Here is a 21,826-nt window from a genome sequence, read left to right on the forward strand (position 1 = left end):
TCAGGTTCCGGGCGACAGGCCCGGCCTCGGCGCGGGCTCGAGCGCGCCCCCGGCGAAGGCGGCCGCGAGCACCACGAGCACGACCGTGAGCACGGTCAGCGCGATCGGCACGGTGATCGCTGCGGGAATGCCGAGAACCGTCGAACCGGCCACACCGCCGCAGCCGAAGAAGATCGCGGCGGCGAGCCGACCGAGCAGCGGCGCGTAGGGCGAGCGGCGCCAAGCGCCCACGATCCCGGCCTGCGCCGAATATGCGGCGCTAGCCGCGATTACCGTGCTCATGCCGAACAGATGCACGACCGGGTCGGTGACCTGCACTGCGGATCCCTTCGCTCGCCGAGCTGGTTTGCCGAAAGTTGCCTCTGTGACGGTTATACCCATTCAGAGTCCATTCGACGCCCGGTTCGCGCAACTCGGCGGTATCGATCACCTCTCGTCGGCTATGTCCTCGTCGGCGCGGGCAGTTCCAGATTCTCGCGGTAGGTGCCGCCCAGATAGTCGGTATCGAGCAACTTCCGGCGACGCAGCTCGGGCAACAGACCGTTGACGACGAAATCGTGGGTGCGCCCGTCGGTGAACCCGCCGAGGGAGATCACGTCGAGCACATCGGCCCGATACCGTTCCTCGATCGCGTCGGCCAGCTGTTCCGGCGTGCCCGCCGCGGCCCAGTGGCCGGTGTCCTTGGCGGCGATGACAAGTTCGCGCAGCGTCGCGCCCGAGGCGGCGAGCTTGCCGAAGATCTCGACCCGGCCGCGCCGTCGGTGCACCGAATCCAATTGCGGCAACAGTGTTTCCGGGATCGGCTTGTCCAACGGAAGCTCGGACAGGTCGATACCGCCACCCAGCATGTCGGCCAGTTGACGGCGCCCCGCGTCGAAGTCGGTGGCCTCGGCGGCCTCACGAACCAGTCTGCGAGCCTCCTGCTCCGTCGCGCCGTAGGTGGCGTGGAAGGAACTGAAGATGAGCGGAAGCCCGTTCGGCCTGCCCCACTCGGCGGCGCGGGCGCGGATCTTCTTCGTGTAGGTGATCGCGTCCTCGAGCGTGGCCAGCGAGGTGAACACCACCTCCGCGAATCGCGCGCCGAGTTCGACGCCGCCCGCGGATTGACCGGCCTGGAACTGCACCGGCCTGCCCTGCGGCAGCGGCGGGATGTTCAGCGGGCCGCGAACCGAGAAATGCTGTCCGGCGTAGTCGACCGGCCGCACGAGTGAATCGTCGAGCGTCACTCCCCCGGCGCCGTCCGGTCGCAGCGCGCCGGGGCGCCAGCTGTCGAACAGCGCGTTGACCACCTCGATGGATTCGGTGGCGCGCGCGTAGCGCTGCTCCGGACTCGGCAGGTCGCCGTCCCCGTAGTTCTCCTCGCCCAGCGAGGAGGTCACCGCGTTCCAGGCCGCGCGGCCGTTGCTGATGTGGTCGAGCGTGCCGAAGAGCCTGGCCAGGTTGTACGGGTGATGGAAGGTTGTGGAGACGGTGGCGATCAGGCCGACGTCGGTGGTCACCGCGCCGAGGGCGGCGAGCTGGATCAGCGGTTCCTGCGCGCCGATGGCCCCCTGGGCGCCGAAGCTGAGCAGGTCCGCCGCGAAGATCGCACCGATCTTGTTCTCCTGCGCGATCCGGGCGATCCGGATCCCTTCCTCGAGCGTGGAACGGGTCGGATCGAGCGCCGCGGCGTACACATCACGCGATCCGCTGACCCCGGTAACGGTCTTCAATTTCCGACGTTCACTGCCCATACTCGACAGTCCAGCAGGGCGTTCCGAGCGCGACCATGGTTGCGCTCAACGGAATTCGATCGAACGCGGTGTTGTTCGCTATGCATTCGCCATCACTGTCGTCGATCTTGAAGTTATCCAATTTCATCACCGGTGGATAAATTGCTACCATATCGTTATGTTTGCGCCAGGTCCCGCGTTGCTCGAACTTTCGGCGCAACGACAATTGCAGCAATTGCACGCCGAGTTCGGAGCACCAGCGGCCGCCGTCGCCGCGGTCGCGCCCGCGCTGTCCGCACAGTTGGACCAGCACGCTGCCGCAGTGCGTGACATTCTCGATCTCGGTGTCGACGATGCGGCGCGGGTGCCCCGTGCCATTCTGCTCGCCGGATATGTCAGCGGACTGCTCGATCATTTCGCCGAACTACCGGACGGATTCCTCGCGGGCGCGCCGGACAGTTGGCACGCCGCCGATTGGTTGCAGTTGCGCCTCGCCGCGGTGTGCGCGTACGCCATCGACTGATCGCCGCGGCTCGACATACGTCGGCGCACCGACACCCTCAGGTGACGGTGCGCCGACGTGTGCCGCTTACCGAGGCGTCTCGCCACCCCAACCCGGCTCGCCGCCCTGGTAGCTCCCGCCGGGCATGACCCGCGCCTGCTCGGCCGCGCTCGGCGCCACCCGCTCGCCCTGACGTGCGGCGTCCTCACGTCCACGCTGGTAGGCCTGGGCATGCCCTTTCATCGCGGGCATCTCCGATTCCAGGCTGCCCAGCCAATTGCTCCAGCGCTGCTCCATGGGCCTGACCAGGCCGCCACCGACACCGACCACCAGGATGCCGCCGATGGTGGCGAGCACGGCGATCAGCACCGGAGTGGTCACCGAGGTCGCGACACCGATCTGGTTCAGAGCGGCGATGATGCCGATACCCCAGATGAACACCGCCGCGATCCGGCCGAGCAGGTGCCCGTAGGACAGCCCGCCGAGTGCGTTGGAGACGAGATCGCTCACCGCGTGCGCGATCGCCGCGGCGATCACCACGATCACGATCGCGACGATCGCCTTGGGCAGCCACGCCACGATGCTGGTGAGCAGCGCGCTGATCGAGTTCGGCCCGAACACCGCGAAAGCGATCTGCAATGCGATCAGCAGAATCGCGTAGTAGGCGATCTTGGCGATAATGTCGGAAGGGTCATATTTGCTGCGGGACATCACTTTCCGCAGGTCGCCGCGTTCGACCAGCTTGTCGAATCCGACCCGTTCCAGCACCGCGTTCACGATCTTGGCGACTACCTTCGCGATGATCCAGCCGACGATGAGAATGGCGATGAAGGCCACCGCCTTGGGGACGAACTGCGCTACCGAACTCCACGCGTCGGTCAAGCCCTGCTGGAAATCTATCGCAATGACGGAGGTATCCACGGCCCAATCCTTTCGCTCATTCCGATCAGCCCGGCCGAATTGCCGTTGCACTGTTCGTGGCAGTTACCCAGGTAATTCGCCTCGAATCGAGAAATTGCGAAATATTTGCTCCCGGCCGGTCAGCGTCCTGGTGACCCGCGGATCTCGAGCGGACGGGCGGCTCGCGAGGGTACCGGGCGGCGACAACCCCGGGTCGTAAATCGGTTGCCAGGCGGTTCGCGCAGTTCCTAGGGTGAACCGCATGGCGCACTACGCATTGATTCGCTTCCGCTCCGACCGGGCTCTGGCCCGCTAGCGGACGCGGATAACTTCATCGGCGTCCACCGGCGCGCCCAGGGCCCTTCGAGACTCATTCGACTCGAAGACCCGAAGGGGCAACTGCCGTGGCGCAGGATTTCGCACACCGAAACTACTCACACACTCAGCGCAAGGTCACCGGCAACAGTGGCGGTCGGACCGCCCGTGACCACGCGAGAAGAACACTGTCCCAGAACTTCCTGGTGGATCGTGACGCCGTCGACTCGATAGTCGCGGTGGCCGATCCGACAGGTTCGGTTCTCGAACCCGGTGCGGGCGAGGGCATTCTTACCCACGCACTGGCCCGCCGGGGCGCGCGGGTCACCGCGTACGAGATCGATCCGCTGCTCGCGGCGAAGCTCTCGGCACGAACCCGGGCCGCGCACGGAATCCGCGTCGTCCGTGGTGATTTCACCAAGGCGCGGGCTCCGCGCGATCCGTTCGCGGTGGTGGGCAACATTCCGTTCTCGGTGACCGCCGAGATCGTCCAGTGGTGCCTGACCGCACCGGCCCTGACCTCGGCGACCCTGCTCACCCAACGCGAGTACGCCCGCAAACGCACCGGCGACTACGGCCGCTGGAGCCTACTGACCGCCACCACCTGGCCGTGGTTCACCTGGCAGCTGCACGGTCGAGTACCGCGCACCAGCTTTCGCCCGATCCCGTCGGTCGACTCGGCGATCCTGCGGATCACCAGAAGGCCGGAACCACTTGTCCGACAACAGAATTCCTATACCGAACTGGTGCGGACCGGCTACTCCGGTGTCGGCGGCACGGTGCGGGCAACGCTGCGAACCCGCTACCGAGGCGTCGACGAAGCGCTGGCCGCGACCGGCATCGATCACGACACGGTCGTCGCCTATGTCCACCCGGACCAATGGGTGAACCTGCACGCGCTGCTCACCCGCTGACCGGCAACAGTGCTGCCCGCATCCGTGCGGGCAGCACTGTCTCGCGATCAGGGAATGACGACCGGCCCGGTGAGCGGGGCCGGGTCGTCGGCCCAACGGTGACCGACCTCGCGGGGGGTGATGCCGTCGTCGGTCCATGCGGTCAGCAACTGCGCGACCTTGTCGTGCATGGTGGTACGGAGCCGATCGAAGGAGGTGTCGGGCACATCGTCCACTTCGCCGAGCAGCAACCACCACGCCCAGGCCACCGCACCCGCGTTGGCGACGAAATCGGGCAGTACCGGGATGCCGCGCGCGGCGAGCATGGCTTCGGCCTCCGGCGTGGTGGCGGCGTTCGCGGCCTCGACGATGACGTGCGCCCGGATATCGAATGAGTTGTCCGGCGTGATCGCGTACGAGATCGCCGCGGGCACAAGGATATCGACGTCGGTGGACAGCACGTCGCCGCGTGCCATCTCCTCGATGCCCGCGGGCAGCCGGGACCGGTCGATCTCGCCGTAGCTGTCGCGCAGATCCAGCAGTGCCGGAATGTCGAGTCCCTCGGCGCGGTAGAGGGTGCCTGCGGCGTCGGCCACCGCGGTGATCCTCATCCCGGCCTCGTGCAGGTAGTACGCCGCCGCCCCGCCCATGGTGCCGACACCCTGGATCGCGACCGTCGTATCGGCGGGGGCCCGCCCCCACTGCACCGCCGCGGCCAGACAGGCGTGCGCGACACCGAAACCACCGATGACGTCACCGAGCAGGAAGCCGCCATCGACCGCGGCGTCGAGCCCGGCGCGAACGCGTGCCAGCGTCGCCGCCGGGTCGGGCGATCGGCGGATCGCGGCGTGGAAGCTCTGGTCCAGGTCGAGCTTGTCGAAGACCTGGTCGATCAGCTGCTGCGGAACCCCCAGGTCCTCCGCGGTCACCCAGTGCGTGTCGAGCCACGGGCGCATCGCCTCGCAGAAACGCTCGAGCACCTGCACCGCGCGCGGATCCTTCGGGTCGAAGTCGATTCCACCTTTGGCGCCGCCGATCGGGAGATCGAAAGTGGCGGTCTTGTTCGCCATGCCGCGCGCCAGATCCTCGACCTCGCGCAGGGTGCAACCGGCGCGCATGCGAGTACCGCCGGTGGCCAGACCGCCGCGCAGGGTATGGACGACGAGGTAGCCGACCGCCTCGGTGTGCGCATCGGTCCAGTGCAGGCGCAGATACGGCTCGCCACGGCGCAGCGCCGAAGGGCGGGCCGGGTCCGTCGATGTGCCCGCGATACCGTGCGAAGTCACCTGCGGCGTGCCCGTGTCCGGGTCCAGCATCGTCATGATGCCCCTCCTCCTATGTCGTGATCGCCCGTGGCGGACCTCGTCGTCCCGGTAGCACCAAGCCTGCGCGGCCCCCGGCCCCCCGTCTATTTACGGTTCGTTCACGGCACCGTTCACAGTTCCTGCACAGTGCCTACCCTCGGAGTCATGGACCTGTCTCTGGCCCGCCTGAGAATGCTGCGCGAATTGCACCGCCGCGGCACGATCACGGCCGCAGCGGCCGCTCTGCACTACACCGCGTCGGCGGTATCCCAACAGCTCGCCCAGCTCGAACGTGACGCCGGCACCCGGTTGTTCGAGCGCCGCGGTCGCCGCGTGCAGCTCACCGACCCCGGGATCGTGCTCGCCGAGCACGCCGAGGAGATCCTGGCCGCGGTGGAACGGGCGACCCAGGCGCTGGAGGAAGCGGGCGGCTCGGTGACCGCGAAGATCACCGCCGGGGTGTGGGCGTCGGTGGCCTCGGGTCTGATGCCCGACGCGCTCACCACGCTCGCCGCGTCGCACCCGGGCATTCTGGTGCGCACCAGAGAACTCGCGCCGGAGTCGACGGCGGCCGCGGTTCGTGACGGCACGCTCGACCTGTCGTTCGTGCTCGACTACTCGAACTATCCGATGACCTGGGACCGTGGTCTGGAGCGTGCGGTCATCGGGGTCGAACGCATCCACGCCGCCGTCCCCGCCGGCGCGGTGCCCGCGGCGGGGGTGACCCTCGCCGAGCTGTCCGAGCATCCGTGGATCATCGCGCCTGCCCGGTCGCACTTCGGGCACGCGGCGCGGCTGGCGTTCCAGTCCGCCGGGCTACGGCCGCGCATCGACCACGAACTGGAGGAGCAGGCGACTTCGATGGCGCTGGTCGCGGCCGGACTCGGCGTCACGCTGGTGTCGGATCTGGGGTTGGCCCTTCGCCCGCCCGGGGTGGATATCGTCGCGCTCGGCGACGCCCTCACCCGGACGGTATCGCTGGCCTACCGCACCAACTCGGCGGGGCGAGCGGCATTGCTGCTGGTGGTGGACGCGATCCGGACCGCCGCGGCGAAGAAGGGACTCGCCCCCGACATCCGGACCGCACCCACTGTGCGTCGAACCTCAGATGCTGCCGGTGCTCAGGAATCCGAGTAGATCGTGGCGGGTGATGACGCCGACCGGCTTGCCGTCTTCGACGACCATCAGCGCGTCGGAATCCGACAGTGCCTTGGTGGCCGTCGACAGGGGTTCGCCCGAGCCGATCAGCGGGAAGGACGGGCTCATGTGCTGGGCGACCGAGTCGGTGAGATTGGCGCGGCCCTCGAACACCGCCGAGAGCAGATCGCGCTCGGTGACGCTGCCCGCGACCTCACCGGCCATGACCGGCGGCTCGGCGCCGACGACGGGCATCTGGGAGACGCCGTATTCGCGCAGGATCTCGATGGCGTCGCGCAGGGTTTCCGACGGGTGGGTGTGCACCAGGTCGGGCAGGGCGCCGGACTTGCCGCGCAGTACGTCGCCGACCAGTGGTTCCGGGCCCGCGTCCAGCGGGGTCTGGAGGAAGCCGTAGGAGCTCATCCACTTGTCGTTGAAGATCTTCGACAGGTAGCCGCGGCCACCGTCGGGCAGCAGCACGACCACCACGGCGTCGGGATCGCGGCGGGCGACCTCGATCGCGGCGACCACGGCCATACCGCAGGAACCGCCGACCAGCAGGCCTTCCTCACGGGCGAGGCGCCTGGTCATCTCGAAGGAGTCCGCGTCGGAGACGGCGATGATCTCGTCGGGGATCGAGGCGTCGTAGGCGGTGGGCCAGAAGTCCTCGCCGACGCCCTCGACCAGGTAGGGGCGACCGGTGCCACCGGAGTACACCGAGCCCTCCGGATCGGCGCCGATGATCTTGACCTTGCCGCCGGAGACTTCCTTGAGGTACCGACCGGTACCGGAGATGGTGCCGCCGGTGCCGACGCCGGCGACGAAGTGGGTGATCTTGCCCTCGGTGTCGGCCCAGATCTCGGGACCGGTTGTCTCGTAATGACTTTCGGGACCGCCCGGGTTCGAGTACTGATTGGGCTTCCAGGCGCCCTCGATCTCGCGAACCAGTCGATCGGAGACGTTGTAGTAGCTGTCGGGGTGCTCCGGCGGCACGGCGGTCGGGCAGACCACGACCTCGGCGCCGTAAGCGCGCAACACGTTGCGCTTGTCCTCGCTGACCTTGTCCGGGCACACGAACACGCACTTGTATCCGCGCTGCTGGGCGACCAGCGCCAGACCCACACCGGTGTTGCCTGAGGTCGGCTCGACGATCGTGCCGCCCGGCTTCAGCAGGCCGTCCTGCTCGGCGGCGTCGATCATCTTGACCGCGATCCGGTCCTTGGAACTGCCGCCCGGGTTCAGGTATTCGACCTTCGCGGCCACCAGGCCCGCGTTGGGTCCGACCACCGAGTTCAGCCGAACCAGGGGGGTGTTTCCGATGAGGTCGACCACATGATCCGCGATGCGCATAGCTCCATCGTTGCAGAACCTCTGATTTCGCGAGTAGATGGGTAACTCGTCGGGACGGCCCGACACACGCCCGCTCGGTCCCGGCCGTGTGCGGCACCCCGGTTCGGCCACAGGCTCGCAGCGGCGGACAAGACGTAGAATTTTCGAATGTGAGCGCACCCCGAATCAGCTGGCGGACCGCGGTCGTGACCGGAGCGACGACGGTGCTCGCCGGATCGAGCGCCGGAACCGTCTCCTGGGCGACGTATCGGTTGCTGATGACGCAGGCGGGCGCGGCGCGCGCGGTGATCGGTCGCGATACCTCCAAGCCGCCCGAGGCCGACGGCGTGTACGCACCGGGCGCGCTGCTCCCGCAGCCGTGGCGCAAGACCACACCCGTCGACCTGCATCTGATGGTCTTCGGCGACTCCACCGCGGCCGGGCTCGGCTGTCTCGGCGCCGCCGAGGTCCCGGGGGTGCGGTTGGCTCGGGGGCTGGCCGAGGCCACCGGCCTGCGCGTTCGATTGAGTACCAAGGCCATCTCCGGCGCCACGTCGAAGGGCTTGGCCGGACAGGTCGACGCGATGTTCGTAGCGGGGCCGCCGCCGGACGCGGCGGTGATCCTGGTCGGCGCCAACGACATCACCAAGAAGCACTCCATCCGGGCCTCCGCGGGCAGGCTCGCGGCAGCGGTGGCGCGACTGCGGGAGGCCGACGCGCTGGTGGTGGTCGGCACCTGCCCGAACCTGGGCACCGTCACCGCCATCCAGCAGCCACTGCGCACCGTGGTCGCCAATTGGAGTGTGCGACTGGCCAAGGCGCAGACGGTAGCGACGACCATCGCGGGTGGCATCGCGGTGCCGATGGGCTCACCGCTGGTCGCGTCGGAGTTCCGCGCCTCGCCCGAAATCCTGTTCGCCACCGATGGATTCCATCCGTCCGCGGCAAGCTATGAACTGGCCGCTGCCCAACTGTTGCCGGTGCTGATCGCACAGGTGCGCGACCGCCCGGCTCTTCCCGTCGCGCGCCTCGAGACGTAGATTCGAGAATGACCGGCATGTAAACAGCCGTTCACGTCAATCCACGCGAAAAGGAGTCCTCATGCCCGAGGCCGTCATCGTCTCCACCGCTCGTTCCCCCATCGGCCGTGCCGTCAAGGGGTCACTGGCGGGAATGCGCCCGGACGACCTGACCGCGCAGATGGTTCGCGCCGCGCTGGCCAAGGTGCCCTCGCTGGACCCGACGCAGATCAACGACATCATCCTCGGCATCGGCTCCCCCGCCGGCGAGGGTGGCTTCGGCATCGGCCGCAACGTGGCCGTCCAGCTCGGCCTCGACGTCGTTCCCGGCACCACCGTGCAGCGCTACTGTGCGTCGTCGGTACAGACCACCCGGATGGCCTTCCACGCGATCAAGGCGGGCGAGGGTGACGTGTTCATCTCCGCGGGCGTGGAGACCGTCTCGCGCTACGCCAAGGGTTCGGCCGACAGCTGGCCCGACACCAAGAACCCCGAATTCGCCGAGGCCGAGGCGCGCACCGCCGAGACCGCGAAGGGCGGCACCGGCGCGTGGCACGACCCGCGCGAGGACGGCCTGCTCCCCGACGCCTACATCGCGATGGGCCAGACCGCCGAGAACGTCGCCTCGCTGACCGGTATCACGCGCGAGGACCAGGACCACTGGGGCGTGCGCTCGCAGAACCGTGCCGAGGAGGCCATCAAGGCCGGCTTCTTCGAGCGCGAGATCACCCCGGTGACACTGCCCGACGGCTCGATCGTGAGCAAGGACGACGGCCCGCGCGCCGGCGTCACCTACGAGGCGGTCAGCGGACTCAAGCCGGTTTTCCGTCCCGACGGCACCGTCACCGCCGGTAACTGCTGCGCGCTCAACGACGGCGCCGCCGCGCTGGTCATCATGAGCGACACCAAGGCCAAGGAGCTGGGCCTGACCCCGCTGGCCCGCATCGTCTCCACCGGCGTCTCCGGCCTCTCGCCCGAGATCATGGGCCTCGGCCCGGTCGAGGCGGTCAAGCGCGCGCTGGCGATCGCGGGCAAGTCCGTCGCCGACATCGACCTGTTCGAGATCAACGAGGCCTTCGCCGTGCAGGTGCTCGGCTCGGCACGTGAGCTGAAGATCGACGAGGACAAGCTCAACGTCTCCGGCGGTGCGATCGCCCTCGGCCACCCGTTCGGCATGACCGGCGCCCGCATCACCACCACCCTGCTGAACAACCTGCAGACCTACGACAAGCAGTTCGGCGTGGAGACCATGTGCGTCGGCGGCGGCCAGGGCATGGCACTCATCATCGAGCGCTTGAGCTGATCCACGAGCCCACGACCGGGCGCGTGAGCTGAAAAAGCGGCCCACCTCAATGAGGTGGGCCGCTTCGTCGTCTGATGATCAGTCGCGCTGGAAGTAGCTCAGCAGGCGCAGGATCTCCACGTAGAGCCAGACCAGGGTGATGGTGAGGCCGAGGGCGACGCCCCAGGCGGCCTTCTCGGGGGCCTGGGCGCGGATCAGCTGGTCGGCGGCGTCGAAGTCGAGCAGGAAGCTGAACGCGGCGATGGCGATGCAGACCAGGCTGAACACGATCGCCAGTGCGCCGCCGTCGCGCAGGCCGAAGCCGCCGTCGGTGAAGAAGCTCGCGATCAGGTTGCCGACCATCAGCACCAGCACGCCGACCATCGCACCGATCAGCATGCGGGTGAAGCGCGGGGTCACGCGGATGGCGCCGGTCTTGTAGACGACGAGCATGCCGAAGAACACGCCGAACGTGCCGAGCACCGCCTGGCCGATCAGGGCGCTACCGCCCACACCGCCGAACTCGGTGCCGGTGAACATCAACGACAGCGCGCCGAGGAACAGACCCTCGAAGGCCGCGTAGGACAGGACGATGGCCGGGTTGTCCATCTTGCGGCCGAAGGTCGCGATCAGCACCAGGACCAGGCCGACGATGGCACCGCCGATGACGAACAGCGGCGCCAGCGACGGGTTCGCGCTGGACAGCGCGAAGGAGATGATCGCCGAGACGGTCAGCACCGCGAGGGTGATGCCGGTCTTGGTGACCACGTCGTCGATGGTCATCGCGCGGGTGGCAGGGGCCTGCTGGAACTGCTGGCCGTACTGCTGCCCGTATTCGCCGTACTGCTGGTTGCCCAGTTGGCCCGCGCCGGCTACGCCCGAACCGAAGTTCGCGTAACCGCCGACACCCTCCTGGCGGGGAAGGTTTCTGAACACCGGATTCGATGAGGTACGCACCGTGCGCCTTTCTTGGAGTACGAGTCGCTACAGGAGCTCCAACTGCCCTGTTCAACGCGCCCCGAGCGGACAAAGTTCCCAGCGACCCGGTCGACGACCACACCGCTCGCCCTTTCGGACAAATCGGACTCTACCGCTTTCGGGTCGTCCTATCGTTGTACGTCGCGCAGACCACGAACGGACCGCGTGACCGTGAACTTCTGGTTCCGGCCGATCACATCGGTGCGTCCCACCATTCGCTCCACCACGCCGCGATAGTTCAGATGCGAGTTGAAGACCGTCCACAGCTCGCCGCCGGGTCGCAGCACACGACCGGTCTCGACGAACATCTTGATCGCCGAGCCGGTGTGCACGGCCGCACCGACATGGAAGGGCGGATTGCACAGCACCAGGTCGGCGCTGTTGTCGGCGGCCGAGGACATGGCGTCGTCGCGCACCACGGTCACCCGGTCGGCGACCCCGTTGGCTTCGGCGGTGGCCCTGGCCGAGGCGACGGCGGCGGCGGACTGGTCGGTGCCGACCACCCGGATACCCGGGCGCGATTTGGCGAGCGCGACCGCGAGAATGCCGGTGCCGCAACCGAGATCGACGGCATCGCGCGCGTCGGGCTTCATCCGGTCCAGGTGCTCGAGCAGGAATCGGGTGCCGATATCGAGGCGCGAGCCCGAGAACGCCGCACCGAACGCGACGACATCGCCGTCGATCTCGATGATGTGCTCGCGCACCGGGAACCGGGGTTCGCCCACCGGCAGCGGTTCGCCGACCTCGAGCACGCGCGACTTCTGCCGACCCCGGCCCGCGCGGACCCGCGCGAAGAACTCGGCGAAGACCTCGTTCATGGCCGGGGTGAGGTACTTGTCCCGACCGCCCGCGAACACCACCACGTCGCCGGGGGCATAGCGGGCGATGGCCTCGGCGATCTCGGCGACGCCCGACAGCATCCGCGGCAATCGCATCACGACCACGCGCGCTCCGGCGAGCAGATCGGCGTCCAGGGCGTGCGCGGTGTAGCGATCGGTGAGCCCGAGGGTTTTGGCGTTGGCCGCCAGTGCCGATTCGCCGGTGATCTGGTCCTGATACACGCGAATACCGGTGAGTCCAGCTCGCGCGGCGAGGCCGAGGGTGAGCGCGCCGTAGGCGTCGCCGATCACCGCAATCTCACCGCTACCCACGGCCGCGACGGCGTCGGCCGCGGTGTCGAGGATCAGTCGGTCGGCGGCGTCGACGGCATAGAGGTTCGGCGCCTCCACATCCGGATAACGGCGTAGTCGGTCGAATACGTCCTCAACACTGTCCACCCGGCAAGTGTGCTAGATCGTTGCCCCACCGCCACATCCGGCCCCACTATCAGCCGTCGAGACGATTCACCAGGGGTCTTTGTGGGATGTATTTCACTGAGTGCCAACGAGTTACGTCGATTGGCGATGCCATGGCAGATCGCCCGTAATTCGCGTCTATCACGAATTTCGTTGTTTCCCAAAGCCTCGACGAAGGCTGCGGGCCGACGTGCGCCGAAACCGATCACCGCAGGTCGCGCTAACTACGGAACTGGTACGTGTTCACCGGAAATCCCGGCCACGACCTGCGCCCACCAACCGCAACAGCTTTCATTTCGAAGTAATCAGCAAACTTTCGGTAGCCGAAACACACCCCGTGCTCCTTCGCCCGCCACGCCACCGCCCCTGCGTAGCATCAGCCGCATGCGCAACGCCCTCGTGTTCGTGCTGATCGCCGCGGCCGCGGTCTCGGTATCCGGCTGCGACACCGACGACACACCGGCCGCGGCGCCGCCGACAACGACGAGCACCGCGGGCACGTTCGCCGATGCCGCCGGTGCGGTACCCACCGACGCGAGCCCGAAGTCCGGCCCGGCCTCCTCGGGTGCGGCACTGACCGTGACCGATATCCGGATCGGCCGACAGCCCGGCTTCGACCGCGTGGTCTACGCGCTCGGCGGCACCGGTTCCCCCGGGTGGCAGGTGGCCTATACCGATCGCGCGACGCAGGACGGCAGCGGCAAGACCGTCGACGTGGCGGGCCGCGCGATTCTCGAGGTGCGCATCCTCGGCTCGGCGTATCCGTTCGACTCCACCGTTGCGCCGTTCGCCGGGCCCGATCCGGTCACCGACCCGGGCACGCCGACCATCACCGGCGTCTACAAACGGCTCGTCTACGAGGGTGTCACCCAGTCGTATATCGGCGTCGACGCTGATCAGCCACCATTTTCGGTCACCGCCCTGGCCGATCCCCCGCGCTTGGTCATCGACATCGCCACGCGATGATTACTACCCCTACCGGGTATCGCAACGACGATCGCTAGACTGGCCGCCGTGACGGACCGGCATCAGCCCACGCGCGCACCCGGCATCGCCAGGGCGCTCGCCGTGTTGCTGCTGCTGGCCGGGATCGTCGCCATGCACTCGGCGGTCTTTGCTCCCGCGCACGCCGACGACAGCGCGCACGCGCCGGTCGTCACCCTCGCGCCACCCGACCACTCGAACCCGCCAGCCGCCGCCCTCGCGCCACCCGACCACTCGGACCCGCCGTCCGCCACTCCGGTCGACGAGCACGTCACGGTCCCCGCGATCGCCCACCTCGCGCGGGACACTCCTGCCCTCGCCGAAGCGCCGTTCACGGACTCGACGCTGCCCATCGCCGCTCCCACCGCCCCACACACGGGCTGCGGCGCGGCGGGCTGCGATGAACACACCGCCATCCACGCCTGCGTTTTCGTCCTGGCCGCACTCGCCATCGCACTGACCCTGGTCCTGCTCTACCGCCTCGGCGACACCGTCGAAGCCGCCCGGCGCCCCACCCGGGCCTGGCGCGGCCGCCGCGAACGCCCGCCGGCGTGGACCGTTCTCACCCTTTCCCAACTGGCGATTCTGCGGATCTGACAGGCGCGGCACCGTGCGTGCCTCGCCAGTGTCGACACCTCACCCGAATCCCCAGGAGGATCACCATGTCCATCAGTCGTACCCACGTGCTCATCGCCGCGACCGCCGCCGTCTTGTTCGCGGCGGGCTGTAGCACCGACAGCACCACCACCCACCCCGCCGAACACACCTCTCCCGTCACGACCAGCGCCGCCGCGAGCACCGACTTCAACGCGGCCGACGTCAGCTTCCTGCGGATGATGTACCCGCATCACGCGCAGGCCGTCGAGATGGCGAAGATAGTGCCGAGCCACACCCAGAACCAGCGGCTCATCGCACTGGCCGCCCAGGTCGAGAAGGCTCAGGCGCCGGAGATGCGGCAGATCACCGATCTGCTCGCCGGTTTCGGCGAACCGGCGCCGAGCGCGACCGAAGACCACGCCGGGCACGATATGCCCGGCATGATGACCGACGCGCAGATGAGCGATCTGCGGGCGGCGAACGGCGCGGAATTCGACCGGCAGTGGCTGACGATGATGATCGCCCACCACGAGGGCGCGGTCGCGATGGCCGAGGCCGAGCTGAACGCCGGCGTGAATCCGCCATCACGTCAGCTCGCGACGGCGATCGTGGCCGACCAGGAGGCCGAGATCACCACCATGCGCGGCATGCTCGAACAGAACTGATCGGGGGCGGCGCCGGGTGCGACACCCCGGCGCCGCGTCTCGGTTCGTCATCGAATTCACCACCGCGCCCTGACGTCACCCGGAATCAGCCAGTACGGTCGATATGTTCGGCTCCGGCCCAACCGGCGCGTGCGATCTCGAGGCAGGGGAGAGAAATGCGAGTACTGGAACGGCTGGGGCTCGGGACCGCGCTCGCGGCCACCGCGACCGGAGTGATCTTCATCGGCGCCTGCTCCAAGCAGGTGCCGGGCACGGCCGAGGTCAACCAGGGCGAGCTGGCTTCCTACACCTCCGAGGTGGCGGCGTCGTCGGCGGCGGCGTCCTCGTCGAAGGCGGCGAAGATAGAGGCGGCCAACGACGCGGCATGCGATGGCCTGCGCTCGGCCAACAAGACCTCGGTCACCTCGTTCAACGCCTACATCGCGGCGTCCAACGATCAGGCCCCCGATGCCGACGCCAAGGCCACGGACGCGGTCGCCACCCTGCGCAACAGCGCCAAGGACCTCGACCGCAAGATCACCGGCGATGTGATCACCGATCTGTCCGTGCCGCTGCGCGACTACGTCCAGAAGACCAACACCCTCGCCGACACCCTCGAACGCAGGGCACCCACCGGCGAACTCAACGGCGTGATCGACACTTTCAATACGTCCAAGGACACCGCGATCGGGGTGTGCGCGCCGTACGGCAGCTGATCGCCTCGTAACAAGAACGTGATCGTTCACGATTCCTCTCCGGACACACCATCTGGAGGGTTGCGTGCAGATATATCTGAAATACGTTGTGACAGCGGCTATTACCGCGATGACGCTGATTTCGGGCACCTGGCTCCCGACAGCGGCGAAGGCCGATCCGGTCACCGCGAAGCAGTGCGAGGTCACTACCGGCCGCACCCCGCAGTCCGCGACACCGGCCGAAGCCGCGCTCGACCCCGCCGTGCTGGGGGCCGCCATGGCACGGGCCACCGACGTGACCCGCTTCAACATCCAGCTGTACCGCAACAACTGCCTGATCGCGACCGGCCCACGCAACGCCGAATCCGGTGGGGTGGCGTGGAATCTGTGGAGCGGAACGAAGAGTGTCGTGGCGCTCGTCGCCGGGGCCGCCGTCGACGCGGGCCTGTTGCGGATCGACGCGCCGATCGGCGACTACCTACCGCCAGGCCTCGGCGACGCCGCACACCGTGAGATCACCGTGCGCAATCTGCTCACCGAGTCCTCCGGCATGGAGGTCGCCGTTGCCGCGGAAGGCGCGACAGGGCTGGCGCAACTGGATCCCAATGTCGTCGCACAGGCACTCGCGATGCCGATCGAACGCCCGCAGGGCACGATGTTCCGCTACAGCCAGCGCGCGGTCGACCTACTGGTCTATGTGATCGGGCAGTCGGTCGGCGAGGACTTCCAGTCCTTCGCCCAGCGAAAGCTGTTCGACCCGTTGGGTATTGCCCGCAGCGACTACTACTGGGCTCGCGACCGCGCCGGAAACACCTACGGCCACGCGCATTTGATCCTTCCCCCGGACGACTTCGCGAAACTCGGCCTGCTCGTGGGCAATCGGGGTCGCTGGAACGACCTGCAGGTGATCTCCGCGGACTACATGCGGGCGGCGGTGTCACCCTCGCCGAGCATGCCCTGTTACGGCTTCTTGTTCGTGATCAACGGCGCACCGTGTCGCCTCGAGTTTCCCGGACTCCCCGACGACGCGGTGAAGATGTCGGGGATGCTGCGCAACGACAGCTTCATCGTGCCCAGCCTCGGCATGGTGCTGAATTGGACCGGCGTCGCGACCGTGGGCAGTTCGACCACCTACACCCACGACGTGATGCGCACGCTCGTCTCCGCGTTCCGCGACCAGCAGATCCCCGATCCCGGCGAATATCGGGAACGTCCCGATGTGAGCGTGACCGACCCGATGATCGCCCGACCCGACGCCTTCTTCGGCACCCTCGGCGTCGGCCCGTACGCCTACCCCGGTTGCAATTTCCTCGACTGTCTCGGCGAGACTCCGAAGGCCCCGTTCGCGGATTCACCACCGGGATGCGTCGTCCTGGGGTGCGTCGGCACCGATCCCCGCACACCGGGCATCCGCTGAGCCCGGGCGTGGATCTGCGGGCTCCTCGACGCCGGTCGCGTACCCTCGAATCATCCGGATAGGACCAGTAGGGACCGGTCGGCCTACCAGAAAAAGGAGCCACTGGCGATGCCCGCACCGCTGCGTGACAGCGCAGTGCCCAAACACGAACAGTTGCGCGCGATTCTGCTGCAGAAGTGCACGCGTGAGCTGCAGCCGGGCGATCTGCTGACCAGCGAGCGCAATCTCATGCAGGACTACGGCGTCAGCCGGATCACTGTGCGCGAGGCGGTCGGTCAACTCGTGAACGAGGGATATCTGGTTCGGGTTCGCGGCAAGGGCACCTTCGTCGCGCACCGGCCGGTGCAATCGCGGCTGCACCTGGCTTCGTTCACCGAGGAGATGCGCGCGCTCGGCCACCAGCCGACCACCCTGGTGCTCGTCGCCGAGGAGGCGATCGCGCCCGAGGCCACCGCCCGCGCGCTGCGGCTGCCACAGGGCGTGCCCGCCTACCACGTGCGCCGATTGCGGCTGGCCGACGACGATCCGGTCAGCGTCGACGACGCCTGGTTCAATCCCGAACTGGTGCCCGGCCTGATCTCGCACGATCTCTCGGGCTCGATCTACCGAACCACGGCCGATCGCTACGGCAGGCCGATCGAACGCGCCCTGCAGACGGTGGACGCCCAGGCCGCGGAGGCGAGTGTCGCGGATCTGCTCGGAGTCAGGAAGGGCGCTCCCGTACTGCATTTCGACCGGGTGTCGTTCAGCGCGGAAATACCGATCGAGCACACCCAGAGCTGGTACCGCGCCGACCGCTACCGCGTGCAGATGGAAGTGGGTCAGCGGCCACCCGCGTAGCAGACCACGCCGATACGGTGTGAAATCAGCGTATTTCAGTTACCGTCCTGGGAGCTACCACAGTGAAGTTCTCGGAGGTATCACCCATGTCCATCCGTCAATCCACCCCCACGAGAGCGGGCCTGTTGGCCGCGCTCGCCGCGGCAACCCTGCTCGGCACCGGCGGCACCGCCAACGCGGTCGGCAGCGCCGACTGGGACCTGCTGCCCTCTGGTTCGGTCGAGCTCGGCCCGCCCACCGGCAGCTCGATGGGCTCAGTCGACGTCGGTAGCGGCACCGGCTCCTTCGACGCCGACCTCGGCTCGAGTGCCCCGCGCCCGGTTTCCTCGGGCTCGGCCGCGCTGCCGATCTTCGCCCGCTGATCCACTGCGAGCCGTCGTGGCCGAGTAGTTTCGGCCGCGGCGGCCCCGGAGTCGGACAGTTGCGGCACAGCCTGTTTCGTATCGGGAAAACCGGGCATCCGTTCATTGTGGTGCCCTCCGGCATTCCACGATCCCGACACCGAACAAGGTGAGATCTGATGATTATTCTCGGCGCAGTACTCCTCATTGCTGGACTCGTTTTCGGCATCCCCCTGCTGAACACGGTGGGAGTCATCCTCCTGGTCGTCGGCGTCGTGCTGGCATTGGTCGGCAGCACCGGACGTGTTGTCGGTGGCCGCCGGCACTACTACTGACCGTGCGAAGAATTCGTCGAAATCGAGGAACAGTCATGGCAGGCAGTAGATCTCGCATCGTTTCGATCGTCGTCTTGGTGTGGTTGCTGATCGGCGTTCTGGCCGCGGGCCAGCGCGGCTACTACACCGAACGCGACCAGAATTGCGCGACACTCGGCACCATCGCGGTGACGATCATCGCGGGCCCACTGAACTATGTGGGCGCTAATCCGAAGGTCGATGATTGCGACCTCCCCCAGCCGAGCTGACCGATACCGCCGTGGCCGAATATTCGGCCACGGCGGTTTACTTCGGCTGACGCGGTCGGCGCTTTTCATCGAACTCCGATTCGGCCAATCCGACCACGATCACCAATCCGGTGACCACCAGCGACACCGTCGCGATCAACGGCAGCAGCAATTGCACCGGGGTGACGCCGTCCACCATCACCATCGATTCGCTGTGCCGCACGCGCATCGCCGCCATCGCCGTGTAATGCATGCCGCACACCGCGATTCCCATGACAAGCGCGGCGCCCATTGTCATCAGCAGGCCACGCACATGCAGCATGAACCACAGCGCCGCCGTCGCCGTCACCACCGCGACCACGAGTGACAGCACCATCAGCGTCGGCTCGTATTCGATCACGGCCTGCACGCGCATCGCCCACATCCCCAGGTAATGCATGGCGGCGACGCCGAGCCCGGTGATCGCACCCCCGAACGGCAGCGTCACCCATTCATTGCCACCACCGGTGACGATGGTGAGCCCGATCAGCACCACCCCGATCGCGACGACGGCGCTGAGCAGCGTCAACGGCACGTCGTAGTGGATGGGCACACCGCCGATGCCGAATCCGAGCATGGCCGTGAAGTGCATGACCCAGATGGCCGCTCCGCCCAGCGCGACCGACGCGGCGATGAGCCACCAGAGTGGCGCGGCCGACACCTTGGCGTGCACGGCGCACCGTAGCCCGAGAACCGAACCGATGAACGACAGAACGAAAGCCAGTACCGGAGTCATCCAGCCATTGCCGAAGTGCTCGATATGAAGCACGCGCGTTCCCCTGATCTACCCTCTGCATTTGATAGTGGGCTAGAGACTAAACCCACGGACACAGGCACAACACGGAGACCGGGAATTCCACGAAACTATTTCAACGCGCAATACTCACAATCGAGAAATACAAACCGGTCGGAATTCGCGCGAATCAATCATTTTGCGAGCGCGCACGGATCACCGCGGCCAGCCGATCCAGGGATTCCTGGTTGCGCACCGAGAAGATCAGGTCCTGCGCCGGGCCGGGGATCAACTGCGCGGGCCCGCGCACGGCGCGTTCGACCATCCGGATGGTGGTGTGCCCCGCTGATTTCTCGGCGAGCGTGAACGAGATCCAGGCCGAGCCGACCGACCACAGCCGCGCCTCCAACTCCAGCCGGTGCGGCGGGTCGATCGCCCGCACCACCGTGGTGTCGCTGATCAGCACCGGCCACAGGCCGAATCGGTAGTGGATGCGGCTGCCGACGGCGGGCCAGCCGGGGTCGACCTCACCGATGTGCGAGGCGCCGACCACCCAGCTCGCGTAGAGCCAGCCGTCGGCCAGAGTCGCGAACGCCCGCTCCGGCCGCACGGGCACGGTCACCTCGGCTGTCAGCACGTCTGATTCCTCGTCCGTCGTGGGAGTTCGGTCACCACAGCTTAATTGGCGTCGGCACCTGCCGCCGGGCGTGTTCGCGCCCGCCCGACGAGCACGGCACGCCGAACCCACGACGATGCGGGAAAATTGCTGTCTACCGTTTCGACGTGGGATCGTTCCCTCATGTCGCAGGAAGAACCACGGCTCGGCGACCCGCCGAGCCCCGCCGACACGGCGGCCGAACGCACCCTGTTCGGTCATCCGATCGGTTTGACCAATCTGTTCGGCGTCGAGCTGTGGGAGCGTTTCTCCTTCTACGGCATGCTCACGATCCTGGGCTACTACCTCTACTACTCCACCACCGAGGGCGGCCTCGGGATCGCGCAGAGCACCGCGCTCGGCATCGTCGGCGCGTACGGCGGCTTGGTATACCTGTCCACCGTGCTCGGCGGCTGGATTGCCGACCGAGTGCTGGGGATGGAGCGAACGGTCTTCTACGGCGGTGTCGTGGTGGTGGCCGGGCACCTCGCGCTGGCGGTATTGCCGGGTCTCGCCGGAGTCGGCGTCGGTCTGGTACTCATCGCGCTGGGCAGTGGCGGATTGAAGGCGAACGCGTCGTCGTTGCTCGGCACCCTCTACGCGCCCACGGACGCGCGGGTCGACGGCGGGTTCACGCTGTTCTATCTCGGCATCAATATCGGCGCGTTCTGTGGCCCGCTGCTGACCGGCCTGTTGCAACGCGAGTGGGGTTTCCACGTGGCCTTCGGCGCCGCGGCGGTCGGCATGGCGCTCGGTCTGACCCAGTACGTGGTCTTCCGCCGCAACCTGGGCACCCATGGGCGCGAGGTGCCCAATCCCATCACCGGTCGCGAATTGATCCCGGTGCTGATCGGTGTCGCCGTCGCGGCGGTCGTGGTGCTGGTGGCAGTGCTGGCGGAGCTGATCACGCTGGAGAACCTCTCCGATGTCACCACCGGCGTCATCGTGGTCGCCTCGGTCGTCTACTTCGCGGTGCTGCTGCGCAGTGCCAAGGTGACCCAGGTCGAACGGACAAGGGTGGTCGCGTTCATCCCGCTGTTCATCGCCAACGCGGTGTTCTGGTCGCTGTTCCAGCAGATGTTCACGATGCTCGCGGTGTATTCCGACGAGCGCGTCGACTGGCGGATCTTCGGCTGGGAGGCCCCCGCCAGCTGGATCGGTTCGGTCGAGCCGGTGTGGATCATCGCGCTCTCGCCGCTGTTCGCGCTGATGTGGACCAAGCTCGGCAATCGCGCGCCGAGCACGCCGATCAAGTTCGCGCTCGGCGTGATCGGGATGGGCATCGCGTTCTGGTTGTTCGCGCTGCTCAGCGGTTTCGACGGCAAGACCGTGCCGGTGCTCGCGGTCTTCGTGATCCTCGGCGGCTTCGCGGTCTCGGAATTGCTGCTCTCACCGATCGGCCTGGCGGTGACCACCCATCTCGCGCCCGCCGCGTTCCGTTCGCAGATGATGGCCCTGTACTTCTTCTCCGTCGGTATCGGCACGTCGATGGCGGGCACCCTGGCCCGCTTCTACAGCCCCGAGAGCGAGGTCGCCTACTTCGGGTTCAGCGGCGCCGCGGCCATCGTGGCCGGTCTCGTCGTCGTCGCGTGCGCGCCCTGGATCAAGCGCCGCATGCAGGGCGTGCACTGACCGGGTTTTGCGGGTAATCCC

Annotated in this window: 25 protein-coding genes; 15 read left to right on the forward strand and 10 right to left on the reverse strand. The window is 67.5% G+C overall.

The features are described 5' to 3' along the window. The 3 genes from NA12_RS16735 to NA12_RS34645 form a co-directional block, all read right to left on the reverse strand. A complete protein-coding gene (locus tag NA12_RS16735) occupies positions 1 to 318 on the reverse strand; it encodes a hypothetical protein (protein ID WP_067451440.1) in 318 nt (105 codons plus the stop codon). 122 nt (positions 319 to 440) lie between these two features. Beyond that, positions 441 to 1,733 (reverse strand): NtaA/DmoA family FMN-dependent monooxygenase, encoded by a 1,293-nt coding sequence (locus NA12_RS16740; protein ID WP_067451443.1) that lies wholly within the window; start codon positions 1,731 to 1,733, stop codon positions 441 to 443. Next, positions 1,723 to 2,025, reverse strand: coding sequence for a hypothetical protein (locus NA12_RS34645; RefSeq protein WP_243654722.1), 303 nt, complete (start codon positions 2,023 to 2,025; stop codon positions 1,723 to 1,725). Before NA12_RS34645 ends, NA12_RS16740 begins: the two co-directional genes overlap by 11 nt. Before the next feature lie 9 nt (positions 2,026 to 2,034). Here NA12_RS34645 and NA12_RS34650 point away from each other — a divergent pair, with 9 nt between their 5' ends. After that, positions 2,035 to 2,235 carry a DUF6401 family natural product biosynthesis protein gene (locus NA12_RS34650; protein WP_243654723.1) on the forward strand — a complete coding sequence of 67 codons (201 nt, stop codon included), beginning with the start codon at positions 2,035 to 2,037 and terminating at the stop codon, positions 2,233 to 2,235. Positions 2,236 to 2,301: 66 nt separating this feature from the next. Here NA12_RS34650 and NA12_RS16750 read toward each other — a convergent pair whose 3' ends face one another. Continuing rightward, complete coding sequence (locus tag NA12_RS16750) at positions 2,302 to 3,135, reverse strand: mechanosensitive ion channel family protein (RefSeq protein ID WP_067451449.1); 834 nt, start codon at positions 3,133 to 3,135, stop codon at positions 2,302 to 2,304. Positions 3,136 to 3,518: 383 nt separating this feature from the next. On the opposite strand from NA12_RS16750, the gene erm reads away from it, so the two are divergent. Continuing rightward, positions 3,519 to 4,343, forward strand: a complete 825-nt coding sequence (gene erm / locus NA12_RS16755; RefSeq protein WP_084472821.1) for an ErmE/ErmH/ErmO/ErmR family 23S rRNA (adenine(2058)-N(6))-methyltransferase — start codon at positions 3,519 to 3,521, stop codon at positions 4,341 to 4,343. Positions 4,344 to 4,390: 47 nt separating this feature from the next. On the opposite strand, the gene NA12_RS16760 is transcribed toward erm, so the two are convergent. Beyond that, positions 4,391 to 5,644, reverse strand: a complete 1,254-nt coding sequence (locus NA12_RS16760; protein ID WP_084472822.1) for a Glu/Leu/Phe/Val dehydrogenase dimerization domain-containing protein — start codon at positions 5,642 to 5,644, stop codon at positions 4,391 to 4,393. A 147-nt stretch (positions 5,645 to 5,791) separates the two neighbouring features. On the opposite strand from NA12_RS16760, the gene NA12_RS16765 reads away from it, so the two are divergent. After that, entirely contained in the window at positions 5,792 to 6,763 is a 972-nt protein-coding gene (locus tag NA12_RS16765; RefSeq protein ID WP_084472823.1) for a LysR family transcriptional regulator, read from the forward strand. Here the strand turns inward: NA12_RS16765 and NA12_RS16770 are convergent. Further along, complete coding sequence (locus NA12_RS16770; protein ID WP_067451452.1) at positions 6,731 to 8,113, reverse strand: cystathionine beta-synthase; 1,383 nt, start codon at positions 8,111 to 8,113, stop codon at positions 6,731 to 6,733. The genes NA12_RS16765 and NA12_RS16770 overlap by 33 nt on opposite strands. 149 nt (positions 8,114 to 8,262) lie before the next feature. Here NA12_RS16770 and NA12_RS16775 point away from each other — a divergent pair, with 149 nt between their 5' ends. Beyond that, a complete protein-coding gene (locus NA12_RS16775; protein ID WP_067451455.1) occupies positions 8,263 to 9,132 on the forward strand; it encodes an SGNH/GDSL hydrolase family protein in 870 nt (289 codons plus the stop codon). A 61-nt stretch (positions 9,133 to 9,193) separates the two neighbouring features. Beyond that, positions 9,194 to 10,414 (forward strand): acetyl-CoA C-acetyltransferase, encoded by a 1,221-nt coding sequence (locus NA12_RS16780; protein WP_067451457.1) that lies wholly within the window; start codon positions 9,194 to 9,196, stop codon positions 10,412 to 10,414. A gap of 78 nt (positions 10,415 to 10,492) precedes the next feature. Here the strand turns inward: NA12_RS16780 and NA12_RS16785 are convergent, their stop codons facing one another. Together NA12_RS16785 and NA12_RS16790 are read right to left on the reverse strand one after the other, a co-directional pair. Then, the gene (locus NA12_RS16785) at positions 10,493 to 11,350 is read right to left on the reverse strand and encodes a Bax inhibitor-1/YccA family protein (protein WP_067451460.1); all 858 of its coding nucleotides are present in this window, start codon (positions 11,348 to 11,350) and stop codon (positions 10,493 to 10,495) included. 149 nt (positions 11,351 to 11,499) lie between these two features. Then, the gene (locus tag NA12_RS16790) at positions 11,500 to 12,648 is read right to left on the reverse strand and encodes a class I SAM-dependent methyltransferase (RefSeq protein ID WP_067451463.1); all 1,149 of its coding nucleotides are present in this window, start codon (positions 12,646 to 12,648) and stop codon (positions 11,500 to 11,502) included. Between the two features lie 402 nt (positions 12,649 to 13,050). Here NA12_RS16790 and NA12_RS16795 point away from each other — a divergent pair, with 402 nt between their 5' ends. The 9 genes from NA12_RS16795 (at position 13,051) to NA12_RS16830 (ending at position 18,767) form a co-directional block, all read left to right on the forward strand. Then, positions 13,051 to 13,632, forward strand: a complete 582-nt coding sequence (locus NA12_RS16795) for an AMIN-like domain-containing (lipo)protein (protein WP_067451466.1) — start codon at positions 13,051 to 13,053, stop codon at positions 13,630 to 13,632. A gap of 48 nt (positions 13,633 to 13,680) precedes the next feature. Continuing rightward, complete coding sequence (locus tag NA12_RS16800; RefSeq protein WP_067451469.1) at positions 13,681 to 14,247, forward strand: hypothetical protein; 567 nt, start codon at positions 13,681 to 13,683, stop codon at positions 14,245 to 14,247. Positions 14,248 to 14,312: 65 nt separating this feature from the next. After that, entirely contained in the window at positions 14,313 to 14,912 is a 600-nt protein-coding gene (locus NA12_RS16805; protein WP_067451472.1) for a DUF305 domain-containing protein, read from the forward strand. Between the two features lie 155 nt (positions 14,913 to 15,067). Then, positions 15,068 to 15,607: an Rv2240c family protein gene (locus NA12_RS16810; RefSeq protein ID WP_067451476.1), complete on the forward strand. Its 540-nt coding sequence runs from the start codon at positions 15,068 to 15,070 to the stop codon at positions 15,605 to 15,607. 109 nt (positions 15,608 to 15,716) lie between these two features. After that, positions 15,717 to 17,003: a serine hydrolase domain-containing protein gene (locus NA12_RS16815; protein WP_067451480.1), complete on the forward strand. Its 1,287-nt coding sequence runs from the start codon at positions 15,717 to 15,719 to the stop codon at positions 17,001 to 17,003. Between the two features lie 108 nt (positions 17,004 to 17,111). Beyond that, positions 17,112 to 17,843, forward strand: a complete 732-nt coding sequence (locus tag NA12_RS16820) for a GntR family transcriptional regulator (protein ID WP_067451483.1) — start codon at positions 17,112 to 17,114, stop codon at positions 17,841 to 17,843. An 86-nt stretch (positions 17,844 to 17,929) separates the two neighbouring features. Then, entirely contained in the window at positions 17,930 to 18,205 is a 276-nt protein-coding gene (locus tag NA12_RS16825; RefSeq protein WP_067451485.1) for a hypothetical protein, read from the forward strand. A gap of 158 nt (positions 18,206 to 18,363) precedes the next feature. Continuing rightward, complete coding sequence (locus tag NA12_RS34160; protein WP_165914754.1) at positions 18,364 to 18,519, forward strand: DUF6131 family protein; 156 nt, start codon at positions 18,364 to 18,366, stop codon at positions 18,517 to 18,519. Positions 18,520 to 18,554: 35 nt separating this feature from the next. Continuing rightward, on the forward strand, positions 18,555 to 18,767 hold the full coding sequence (locus NA12_RS16830; protein ID WP_067451487.1) for a hypothetical protein: 213 nt from the start codon (positions 18,555 to 18,557) through the stop codon (positions 18,765 to 18,767). 37 nt (positions 18,768 to 18,804) lie between these two features. On the opposite strand, the gene NA12_RS16835 is transcribed toward NA12_RS16830, so the two are convergent. Further along, positions 18,805 to 19,554: an MHYT domain-containing protein gene (locus NA12_RS16835; protein WP_243654724.1), complete on the reverse strand. Its 750-nt coding sequence runs from the start codon at positions 19,552 to 19,554 to the stop codon at positions 18,805 to 18,807. A gap of 154 nt (positions 19,555 to 19,708) precedes the next feature. Beyond that, on the reverse strand, positions 19,709 to 20,155 hold the full coding sequence (locus tag NA12_RS16840; RefSeq protein WP_067451490.1) for an SRPBCC family protein: 447 nt from the start codon (positions 20,153 to 20,155) through the stop codon (positions 19,709 to 19,711). Positions 20,156 to 20,317: 162 nt separating this feature from the next. On the opposite strand from NA12_RS16840, the gene NA12_RS16845 reads away from it, so the two are divergent. Continuing rightward, the gene (locus NA12_RS16845) at positions 20,318 to 21,805 is read left to right on the forward strand and encodes a peptide MFS transporter (protein WP_067451493.1); all 1,488 of its coding nucleotides are present in this window, start codon (positions 20,318 to 20,320) and stop codon (positions 21,803 to 21,805) included. The last annotated feature ends 21 nt before the right edge of the window (positions 21,806 to 21,826 follow it).

Origin of the sequence: Nocardia alba NBRC 108234 (genome assembly GCF_001612665.1) — a bacterium.
GTDB classification, from domain to species: Bacteria; Actinomycetota; Actinomycetes; order Mycobacteriales; family Mycobacteriaceae; genus Nocardia; species Nocardia alba.

What these genes read in the sequence shown, in the direction of transcription:
- NA12_RS16740 (WP_067451443.1), bottom strand. Translation starts at nt 1,733, where the DNA reads ATGGGCAGTGAACGTCGGAAATTGAAGACCGTTACCGGGGTCAGCGGA.
- NA12_RS16760 (WP_084472822.1), bottom strand. Translation starts at nt 5,644, where the DNA reads ATGACGATGCTGGACCCGGACACGGGCACGCCGCAGGTGACTTCGCAC.
- NA12_RS16765 (WP_084472823.1), top strand. Translation starts at nt 5,792, where the DNA reads ATGGACCTGTCTCTGGCCCGCCTGAGAATGCTGCGCGAATTGCACCGC.
- NA12_RS16770 (WP_067451452.1), bottom strand. Translation starts at nt 8,113, where the DNA reads ATGCGCATCGCGGATCATGTGGTCGACCTCATCGGAAACACCCCCCTG.
- NA12_RS16780 (WP_067451457.1), top strand. Translation starts at nt 9,194, where the DNA reads ATGCCCGAGGCCGTCATCGTCTCCACCGCTCGTTCCCCCATCGGCCGT.
- NA12_RS16795 (WP_067451466.1), top strand. Translation starts at nt 13,051, where the DNA reads ATGCGCAACGCCCTCGTGTTCGTGCTGATCGCCGCGGCCGCGGTCTCG.
- NA12_RS16805 (WP_067451472.1), top strand. Translation starts at nt 14,313, where the DNA reads ATGTCCATCAGTCGTACCCACGTGCTCATCGCCGCGACCGCCGCCGTC.
- NA12_RS16810 (WP_067451476.1), top strand. Translation starts at nt 15,068, where the DNA reads ATGCGAGTACTGGAACGGCTGGGGCTCGGGACCGCGCTCGCGGCCACC.
- NA12_RS16815 (WP_067451480.1), top strand. Translation starts at nt 15,717, where the DNA reads ATGACGCTGATTTCGGGCACCTGGCTCCCGACAGCGGCGAAGGCCGAT.
- NA12_RS16820 (WP_067451483.1), top strand. Translation starts at nt 17,112, where the DNA reads ATGCCCGCACCGCTGCGTGACAGCGCAGTGCCCAAACACGAACAGTTG.
- NA12_RS16825 (WP_067451485.1), top strand. Translation starts at nt 17,930, where the DNA reads ATGTCCATCCGTCAATCCACCCCCACGAGAGCGGGCCTGTTGGCCGCG.
- NA12_RS34160 (WP_165914754.1), top strand. Translation starts at nt 18,364, where the DNA reads ATGATTATTCTCGGCGCAGTACTCCTCATTGCTGGACTCGTTTTCGGC.
- NA12_RS16830 (WP_067451487.1), top strand. Translation starts at nt 18,555, where the DNA reads ATGGCAGGCAGTAGATCTCGCATCGTTTCGATCGTCGTCTTGGTGTGG.
- NA12_RS16845 (WP_067451493.1), top strand. Translation starts at nt 20,318, where the DNA reads ATGTCGCAGGAAGAACCACGGCTCGGCGACCCGCCGAGCCCCGCCGAC.